Source organism: Maribellus luteus, assembly GCF_003576475.1.
In the GTDB taxonomy this organism is placed as follows: Bacteria; Bacteroidota; Bacteroidia; order Bacteroidales; family Prolixibacteraceae; genus Draconibacterium; species Draconibacterium luteum.
This window is the reverse complement of record NZ_QWGR01000009.1, coordinates 190735-200707: the sequence shown is the minus strand read 5'-3', so window position 1 is coordinate 200707 and position 9973 is coordinate 190735. Positions and strand designations below refer to the sequence as shown.

Annotated in this window: 9 protein-coding genes; 8 read left to right on the top strand and 1 reads right to left on the bottom strand. The window is 43.9% G+C overall.

Translation table 11 applies throughout. The features are described from left to right. A partial coding sequence (locus tag D1614_RS16060; RefSeq protein WP_162304529.1) for a TonB-dependent receptor occupies positions 1-1538 on the top strand: 1538 nt, incomplete at its 5' end. A 61-nt stretch (positions 1539-1599) separates the two neighbouring features. Continuing rightward, positions 1600-2688, top strand: a complete 1089-nt coding sequence (locus D1614_RS16055; RefSeq protein WP_119438979.1) for a PepSY-associated TM helix domain-containing protein — start codon at positions 1600-1602, stop codon at positions 2686-2688. A 214-nt stretch (positions 2689-2902) separates the two neighbouring features. On the opposite strand, the gene D1614_RS16050 is transcribed toward D1614_RS16055, so the two are convergent. Then, complete coding sequence (locus D1614_RS16050) at positions 2903-4018, bottom strand: StlD/DarB family beta-ketosynthase (protein WP_262707221.1); 1116 nt, start codon at positions 4016-4018, stop codon at positions 2903-2905. Between the two features lie 110 nt (positions 4019-4128). On the opposite strand from D1614_RS16050, the gene traM reads away from it, so the two are divergent. From traM to D1614_RS16020, 6 genes are all read left to right on the top strand, one after another. Next, positions 4129-4818 (top strand): conjugative transposon protein TraM, encoded by a 690-nt coding sequence (gene traM / locus D1614_RS16045; RefSeq protein WP_162304528.1) that lies wholly within the window; start codon positions 4129-4131, stop codon positions 4816-4818. Positions 4819-4824: 6 nt separating this feature from the next. After that, a complete protein-coding gene (locus D1614_RS16040; protein ID WP_119438977.1) occupies positions 4825-5625 on the top strand; it encodes a DUF4138 domain-containing protein in 801 nt (266 codons plus the stop codon). A gap of 44 nt (positions 5626-5669) precedes the next feature. Next, positions 5670-7598 carry a type IV secretory system conjugative DNA transfer family protein gene (locus D1614_RS16035; protein ID WP_119438976.1) on the top strand — a complete coding sequence of 643 codons (1929 nt, stop codon included), beginning with the start codon at positions 5670-5672 and terminating at the stop codon, positions 7596-7598. A gap of 35 nt (positions 7599-7633) precedes the next feature. Next, positions 7634-8308 carry a DUF3945 domain-containing protein gene (locus D1614_RS16030; RefSeq protein WP_119438975.1) on the top strand — a complete coding sequence of 225 codons (675 nt, stop codon included), beginning with the start codon at positions 7634-7636 and terminating at the stop codon, positions 8306-8308. A 151-nt stretch (positions 8309-8459) separates the two neighbouring features. Beyond that, on the top strand, positions 8460-8843 hold the full coding sequence (locus D1614_RS16025) for a plasmid mobilization protein (RefSeq protein ID WP_147384266.1): 384 nt from the start codon (positions 8460-8462) through the stop codon (positions 8841-8843). A gap of 1 nt (position 8844) precedes the next feature. Next, complete coding sequence (locus D1614_RS16020) at positions 8845-9741, top strand: relaxase/mobilization nuclease domain-containing protein (RefSeq protein ID WP_119438973.1); 897 nt, start codon at positions 8845-8847, stop codon at positions 9739-9741. The last annotated feature ends 232 nt before the right edge of the window (positions 9742-9973 follow it).

The following is a 9973-nucleotide window of genomic DNA, read 5'->3' as shown; positions in this document are numbered from 1 at the left end:
AATACGATGCTGACGGAGTTCCTGTGCTTCCAACTTACGGCATGGATAACACAGATATCTACAGCACCTTTGCAAAGGTTAGTTACCAGCTATCGGAAAACCAAAAGCTGACATTGAACGGCAATTTTTACAAAAGTGCTCAAAAAACACCCTTTATCGCTGAATTGGCTCAAGTGCAGGTGCTCAACGAGGAAGGTGATTACATACTCACACCTGGTTATGGAGTGGAAGGTTCTATTCCTAGTCAGGAACCAACAGGAACACGATTAATCAATACGCGATTAAAATACGATGCAGACGAGCTTTTGGGGGGAACAACGCATTTTGAGACAGACGTATATTATCAGAAAACCCAAAATATCTTCTTTTATTCTGAAAGCTTTGAAAATGGAGGACAGTCGGTTATCAATGCGGAGAAATACGGTATTCGTCCAAACTTTAGTACACAGTTGAAGGCAGGGTTAAATTCGGAAATTTCACTCACCTACGGAGTAGACATTTTGCGCGATAAAACAAACCAGGGCTTGCTCGACGGGCGTCTCTGGGTGCCCAACATCGAAATGACCAGCTGGGCCCCTTACCTGCAATCCACTTTCAAACTGCATGACAATTGGGTGCTGAAAGCCGGGTTGCGCTACGATGACATGCAGATGAATATTGACGACTACAGTACACTGCCTTATTCTCCTAAGGCTGATGGTAATTTCACATCATCGGTAGATGTAAACGGAGGAAAACTAACGTTCAGCAATGTGGCCTGGAACTTCGGTATTCGTTACATTAAGTATGACGAATTTACCCCCTACCTGAGCTACTCGCAGGGATTTTCCATTGCCGATCTGGGGGTGATACTACGTTCGGCTGTCGCGGCAGATATTAACGACATTAACCTGAAAGCAGCTGTAACCGACAATTACGAGTTTGGTTTCATGTCTAAATTCAGAAACGTTAGGTTTGAGGCCGTTGGTTACTACAGTAAATCGAACCTGGGAACCGGTGTAGTGTTCAGCGATGAAGCAAACGCGTTTATTCCATCAAAACAACCGCAGAACATTTTCGGAGGAGAACTTGTGATGGATGTTATTCTTGTCAGAAATAAGCTGATGGCAGGTTCTTCCTATTCCTATGTCGAAGGTTTTAAGCATAGTGCGGACGACAAAAACGACCTGAGCTACCTGGGAGGAGATGTGATTGCTCCGGCAAAAACGACGGCCTATATTACCTGGACCCCGGGCAGTAAAATAACTACAACGTTGCGAATGACCCATCAAAGCAAACGCGAGCGGTTCAATCCCTACCAGGACACAAACGGAAACTGGGCGTTTCGCCATACCGAATTTCCGGTAAGTAGTTTTACCATTCTAAATTTTGCCTTGGATTACAAAGTCCGGTCGAACCTGTCGTTATCCCTGGGAATTAATAACCTGCTAAACGAGTATTACCTGTCGGCCCGTTCACAATGGGCTGCGCCCTTACGCACATTCACTGGAGTGGCTGAAGGAATAAACACCCGTTTGGGACTGAATTATAATTTTTAGTCAGTTAAAACTGTCATATGCGGATGAGCTCATTCGCATATGATTTTAAACTTCTTTATCCTTGAAACGAAAAATAGTCCTTGCAAAAAAAATCCACCTTTGGATAGGCCTGGTATGTGGTTTTGTATCTTCTATTTCCGGGCTAAGTGGCTCTTTATACGTTTGGCAACCGGAGATATTGCAGGCTCTGAACCCTGAGATTTTGACAGTAAGCAATATCGACACATTGAAAGAAGAGACCATTCATGAAACTGCGTCCAAGTTATATACCCGTTTTGGCAGAGATTTGTCGGCCTTGCACCTGCCTTACCGTGAGCAACAGAGTGTTCAATTGGTATTTAAAGACGGTAAGAACCACTATTTTCATCCCGGAACAGGGGGGGCGCTTGGTGAGAAAACCTCTTTTATCCGTTTTTTTGAACATTTATTACGTTTTCACCGAACCTTGCTGATTCCCCGTTATGGTAACTATTTAGTAGGAGGAAGTGCTATTCTGTTTTTTTCGTTACTACTTACCTCCGGGGTTTATTTGTGGTGGAAACGTTACCGTAAAAATCCAAGGAAAGGTTTTTCGGTATCGAAGAACCTGCCACGAGGAATTATTTATTACGATTTTCATAAACTGTTAGGTATCCTTTTTCTTATTCCCTTGCTTGTTATCTCTGTTTCCGGATCGTTTTTCACATTTATGCCTACATGGAAGGCAGCGCTTCAGGTTCTGGATTCACCAGCGAAGGAAACAAAAAGAATGTCAGGAGAAGCGTTCAGTTTCCATAGTTTGGAAGAAGCATTGAGCCTTCCATCCGAAGATGAGTATAAGCTGAGGTCTGTCTATTTCCCAGAGGAAACTTCCGGTAAATATCGTTTCAGGTATGTAAAGAACCGGTTTATTTCGGCGGGACTTCGTGAAACGAAGGAAATAGAAGTGAATCAGGATCTTCAGGTTACGATGTTTGCAGAATATCATCAAAATTCGTTAAGTGAAAAAATAGCCGCTCAGGCATATCCTGTCCATATTGGCGAAACAATTGGATTATTTGGACGGATTGCAGTATTCATTACCGGACTTATTCCATCTATTCTTTTGATCACAGGCTATCGTTTTTACAGATTCCGAAAGTCAAACAGAAGAACAGGATATAAAAAGTAGTTTTTTATGTTTTGATTGTTAACGATGACGATCTCTTTCTGGTAGATGAAAGCGGTAGTAAGGTTTGTATACATGAATGATGATCGCACACCAAAATCCTTAGATTATTGCTGAGTTTACTTTGGCTCTCTTATATTCGCTTTCCCGGTTTGGCATGTCGCTTTTGTTGTTCGCGTACTTAGGAAGCTTGTGTTTAAAAGTTAGCTGATCGCTACTATTGTACGGTCAACAATACCGTTCCATAAGAGAATCTTCCATTTTCCGGCACTAGCAGCAAAATCTTATCATTTGCTTTTAATCTTCCTGAATTATTTAAATCATCAAGAGCCGCAAAGATGGAAGCCGAGGCAATATTCCCGATTTCTGTCAGATTGGTGAACCATTTATTAGTCCCCAGATCTATGTTTCTTGTTTCAATTTCTTCAGCCAGCTTGCCGTAAAAGAACATGGATGAGACGTGTGGAATCACATAGTTGACATCTGCAGGGTTAAGGTCATATTTTTCCATACAGTACTGCAGGTGATCAACCCAATAACGGATAATATTGGGTTTTAGTAGTCGAATGTCTTGTTTGACAGTCAATACCGAACGGTTAACCAGCTCCTGACTTTCAAATTCTTTCCAGCTTTTAAGTTCTCCATCTTCCCGGAGTTCAGCACCCATAAACATACAGGTAGGCAATTCATGAGCATAAGAAGTCATTTCAATCCATTCAATTTTGAAGGAGATCCCCGTCTCGCTTTTTCTGTCAGAGAGCAAAACGGCACTCGCTCCGTCGCTGAGCATAAAGCGAAGAAAATCCTTTTCAAATGCCATATAAGGATCTGTACCTACCTGCGTACAATGCTCGTACTCTTCTTCGTAGTTTTTTGATAACAGAGTAGGAGAGGCCAGTTCAGAGCTTGAACAGATTGCTTTGGACGAAATTCCCGACAGAACAGACATGTATGCAACTTTCAGAGCCTGGAGGCATGTGAGACACACACCTGAAGTGGAATACAATTCCATCGGCCTGTTTTTCATCAGACCGTGTACCATGGAAGCGTGCGAGGGCAATAATTGATCCGGATTACCCGTGGCACAGGCCAGTACATCAATGTCGTCAGGAATCTTTTCGTCAGGGAAAAGTCTTTTTATCGAAAGGAATGCCAGCTCTGCGTTAGAGTGTGTGATTTTCCGGTTCTTATCCAGTGCATAGTACCTGGATTTTATTCCGTTTTGCTTTAAAACGATACGTCTTACCCTTGATGGTTTTGAATTAATTAATCCAAGATATTGTTCCATATCTTCGTTTTCAACCGGGGAATTAGGTAAGAATTCAGAAAGCAATACTGGCTCATATTCAAAAGCGGGAGAAGCAACTGCAAAAGGAGTTAAATCCGGGGGAAAAGCGTGTTGAACCGATTACATCTACGAGGGGCGGATATAGCACTTATCCTGTGAAGAAGGCCGTAAAACAACCCGAAAGAGTTCAGGATCAAGTCTTACAGACCGGAATTAAAGAGCTGGATCAGATCGTGGATCAGAACATCCGGCTGAACCGTGAAAACGATTCACTAAAATCTTCTCTCGGGCAGGCACGCTACCAGCTGGATCTGGTGGAAGCCCGGCAAAGCAAGGCATTTACGCTGGGAAAAGAGCTGACATCCGGATTTAATCGGGAAGAAAGCGAAGAACTTCCGGTGATCAGGGCCGAGATCTATGAAACGGCAACAGTACTTAGCGGAAACCGGGTAAAACTTCGGTTGCTGGAGGACACCCGTATCAGGGGGCAGAAGATACCGCGCAACACTTTTGTATACGGGATCTGCCAAATCAAAAATGAACGTCTGCTGATTGAGATTACGCAAATGCCGGTGAAGGAAAACTTCGTTCCTGTGAAACTCAGTATCTGTGACCTGGATGGCATGGAAGGGCTGTATGTTCCGGATAATGCCGCGCGAAAAGTCTACCAGGAAGTGGGCGCTTCCACCAATACTTCTTCACTGATGGGAGTGACAGCTGATCCGCTGACTTATGCGGGAATACGGGCTGCCGACCGCGCTGCCCAGACCATGCTGAAAAGGGTACGCCTGAAAAAAGTGACCGTAACCAAAAACACACGGGTTTATATCATCAATCAAAAATAAAATACCATGAACCGATCCATTTTATCATTCATTCTAATCGCGCTGACCACAGTGGTTTCCGCACAAAACCAAATAGAAATCTGTCAAAACAAAACCACTCACCTGATCGCAAATGAGAAGATCACTTATGTGCAGGTCGGCGATCCCGGCAAACTGATCGCCGAAGTGGTTCCGGAGCAAGCCAACATGGTCCGGGTAAAAGCCTTGGATCGTTACGAAGGAGAGTCTTCCCTGACAGTTGTTAGCGCCAACCGCTCGTATTCGCTGTTTGTAAAGTATGCAGATGCAGATAAAATCTCGTACAAACTGGAAGACTTTCACTGGGAGAAAGCCGGGGACATCAACGTTGGACCGGTACCTGAATACCTGTTAAAAGAACTTTGCGGACAGATACTAAACGACGGCACCCAAAAACCGGTAAGCTCAGTAAGCCGGAAAGCCGGGATCATTTTTCGCTTAAGAAATATCTACCTCAAACAAGAGCTGCTGTTTTTTGAACTTGAAGTTACCAATACCACCAACATCGCTTTGGATATGGAAACGTATAACTGGTGGATTGATGATAAAAAGCGCGTAAAAGCCACCAATGTGCAGGAATACCCGGTGGAACCCCTGTATCAGCAGTACAAATGGGAAAGTATTCCGGGAAAAACCACCCTTCGGGAAGTCTTTGTCCTGCCCAAATTTATTGTTCCCGATAAGCGTATCCTGAAAATTGAACTACTGGAAAAGGCATTGGGAAACACGGGCAGGAAACTGACCTTGGAGGTAAAAAACAGAGCCATCCTGAAAGCCAAATCATTCTGATATTCCAATAATCCAATATTCTGAAACTCTAAAATTCCATTACAGTGAATGAGTCCAATTCCCTGCAACGTCTGCACGAAGGCTTCCGCTTTTTTAGCTACCTGCTGCTGTTTGTAACACTGTACATTCAACAGGAGGATTACTTCCGGAACCTGGGGTGGTATATTGCTGAATTTGCACCGGTATGGGAGAAGTTGCAGCACATTAACTTTTTGGTGGCTGTGATCCCTGCCAAAGCGGTTTGCCTGAGTTTTCTGGTTATTACCTGTATTGGTACCAAAGCCAAGAAGGACCGTGATCTGAAAGTATCCAGCATCGTGGTTCAGTTACTTACCGGTCTTGTTTTGTACTGGGGAAGTTTGCTGTTAATTGAAAGGATGGCTGTTGTTTACCTGTTTTTATCCTTCGTGGGATTTGTGATTCTGAACCTGGCTTTTGACAACCTGTCAAAACTCATCAATGTGAACCTGATGAAGGACCGTTTTAACCTGGAAAATGAAAGTTTTCCCCAGGAGAGGGTCTATGAAGGGAATGAGTATTCGGTAAACCTTGAAACCATTTATCAATACCGGAACCGCCAGCACAAAGGCTGGATCAATGTGATCAATCCTTTTCGGGGAACCATTGTGATCGGCACACCCGGATCCGGAAAATCCTATTCAGTGGTACTTCCCTTTATCAAACAACACCTGGAGAAAGGTTTTTCCATGTGCGTCTATGATTTTAAGTACCCGGATCTCTCGGAAGTGACTTTTAATTATTTTCTGAAAGCCAAAAGGAAAAAGGCCTTACCTGAAACGGCAGAGTTTTACGTGATCAATTTTGATGATATCCGGAAATCTTACCGCTGTAACCCACTTTTGCCCGAGCTGATGGAAAGCCCGATTGATGCCTTTGAATCTTCCCGGACCGTTTTGTATAATCTGAACAGGGAATGGATCCGCAAACAGGGGGAGTTTTTCTCCGAATCAGCCGTTTCGTTTTTTGCCGCAGTGATCTGGTTTTTGAAAAAGCACCGCGACGGGGAATTTTGTACCCTGCCTCATGCCATAGAACTGTTGCAACTGGATTACGATGATTTGTTCGCTGTACTTTCCAAAGAAAAGGATGTGGAGAACATTATCAATCCCTTTATCAATGCCCATAAACGGGGTGCCAGCGAACAGCTGGAAGGCCAGCTGGGGAGCCTGAAAATAGCCATATCCAAGATCATCAGCAAGGAGATCTACTGGATTTGTTCAGGCAATGATTTTTCGCTGGACATCAATCATCCGGATCGTCCCAAGGTGATTTGCCTGGCAAACAATCCGCTTCGTATTGAGATGTACGGCGCCGTATTGTCCTTGTACATCACCCGGATGCTAAAGGTGATCAACCGGAAAGGCCAGCATAAAAGTTCGCTGATCTTTGATGAATTACCCACGATCTATTTTCGGGGGCTGGATACCTTGATCGCTACGGCACGGAGCAACCGGATATCCACTTTACTGGGCATTCAAACCATTGACCAGCTGATCCGGGATTACGGAAAGGAACAGGCCAATGCCATTCTTACCAACATCGGAAATGTTTTTGCCGGCCAGTCGGTGGGCGAGACGGCGCGTTTTATCCAGAACCGCATGGGCAAAATCCTTCAGGAACGGCAGTCAATCAATATCAACCGGAACATGCAGTCCACTTCGTTTTCCACCCAAATGGACTACCTGGTACCGGAGGGAAAGATAGCCACGCTTCCGCAAGGGTATATGGTGGGGCAGGTGGCCGATAATTTTAAGCAGCAGGTGAGCCAGCGCAATTTTAATTGCCTGATCAATGTAGATACCGAAGCCATCGAAAAGGAGGAAAAAAAGTACCAGTCGGTTCCTGGGGTGTATCACTTTGATAACATCAGCGAGGTACTGGAAAACAACCGAAACAGGATTCGTAACGATATCATCCGGATTTTGCAGGATAGCACCAATAACCCTCAATAATCAGCATATAATTAATCACTTAAAAATGAAAAATCATGGAACAAGAAACCCGTATTAAAAAAGAAGAGATCCCTTTTGACAAACTCGAAAAGGTAGGAGTAAACAAGAACTTTATCCAACACATGGATGAAAACGAACTGAGAGATTTTCTGAATGGTTTCCGTTCTCAGAAACTCTATACGATCAATGCTGTGATAAACGATCAGCAAATGCGAATCCCTGCCAAACTAAGGTTGAAAAAGGAAGATGACGGAACCGTGAATGTCCGCGTTCATCCCATTCAGCGCCTGCAGATACCGGAAGAATACATGGGGCATAAGTTTACCCAGGAAGAACGCAACCGCCTTCTTGCAGATCGAAACCTGGGAAAGACCATTGAACTGACCGGAAAGGATGGCAAGAAAGACAAGTATTATATGGCACTTGATCCCAAAACCAACGAGCTGATTCCACTCCGGACAAAACATATTAACATACCTGAAAAGATAAAAGGAGTGACACTGTCGGCCGAGCAAAAGCAAAAACTGGCCAAAGGAGAAAAGGTGTACCTCGATAAAATGACAGGTAGAAACGGGAAGAAATTTGGAGCTTCCTTACAGGTGGATGCCGCCAACCGAAGCATTAATTTTTCGGGATTTAAACAGGAAAAGGAACTGGAGCAGGAAAAGACCAAAAAGGAATCCAAAGGAGCGAAGCAAAAAGCGGGGTGATTCCCTGATCTGAGCAGGCCATGAAAGATCAATAGAAAGTAACTGCGGGGGAGGGGTGTGCAAGATGTGTTTATGTGGAACATAAACTCCTGTGTCTGCCGACGGCTTTAAGAAAACAAGAGTTGCATACCCCATCCCCCTTAACTGGAAAATGCGACCCAGAACCAGCGATATCGATAAACTAAATGAGGGCATCCGGGTTCGGCTGACGACCCTGGAAAAGAAGCTGCTTGTTCAACGTAGCAAACGGGAGGGCTACCGGACGGTCAGTGATTTTTGCCGGGCAAAGCTGATTCGAAAACGGGAGACGCGTAGAATTGAGGTCAGTAAAGAATTTAAGGAGCTTACGTTGAAGCTGGACTATGATCTGAATAAGATCGGGGTAAACCTGAACCAATTGGCCAAAAAAGTGAATTCTTTTCCGGATTACCGGTTTTCAGATGCTGACCAGGCTTTGCTGCAAAGGATTCTGACTGAGCTGGACAGATGTTTTACGGTTCTGCAGCGGTATATAGATATGATAGATTCTCAATAAGATGGTGATCAAAATCCATCAGACTGCCAATACGGAGAATGCTTTGCTTTACAATGAAAGGAAAGTACAGAAAGGCGTCGCTGAATTTTTTGACAGCCGGAATACCTTATCTCAGAATCCTTTTAGTTACACCGAAAAACACCGGCTGAAAATCTTCTTCGACATAGAGCAGCAAAATCCCCGGGTGAAAAACAAATGCCTGCACATCAGTATTAATCCCACAGCAGAAGATTATCTGAAAATAGGAGATCCAATCATTAAAACAGAAATCAATAATCTGCTGAACGATCTGGGCTATGGCAAGCAACCCTACTTTGTCTACAAACACGAAGACCTGGATCGGGTGCATTTTCATGTCGTTTCTACGCGGATTGACCGGGAGACCGGCAAAAAGATCAGCGACAGCAACGAGCGAAAGAAGGTACAGCAGTTTATAAAAACCTTGGAGCAGAAATACGATTTGACCAAGGCTCTCCAAAAAGAAAATCCCAACCTGAATTTTACAGCCGACAGCGGCAACCTGAAACAAAACTTGCAGGAATTATTCAGGGAATTGAATAGCATGAGATCAATCACGAATCGTGAAATGTATGATAGATCACTGGCCCGGTTTAATATTGAGATTCGGAGGTCGGGAAGGGGGCATGTAGTTTTTGTTACAGACGGAAATGGAAACCCTGTTCGTTACCCAATTCGGCTTTCGGAATTTGAGGAACGGCCGAGGTTCTTTATTTCCGCAAGGGCAGAAAAGGAATTACAAATCCCAAAGCCAGTGATTGATAAGTTTCAGTTGGCACAGTGGGCGAGGGATTTGAATCGGCTGGTGGAGCGGAACAAAGGCCCGGGTAAGGCAGCTAAGCCGAAAATAAGACGAAGAAAACAGGGCAAACGATACTAAATGCACTACATGATATGTTTGTAAAAAAAGAGCTACTAAACAGCAGCTCTTTTACTAATGTTAACCCCCAAATACACGGATAATTAGAACGATTATCCACTTTAACAGTAATGTTTTTTAGAAGTTATCATGATTTAAGCCGATCTGAAAAATCTATTGAATGGTATTTTAAATTTGAATTTCTGCTTTCTCTATATTTATTCACAGTGTCATTCTTCTAGTCGGAATAAGT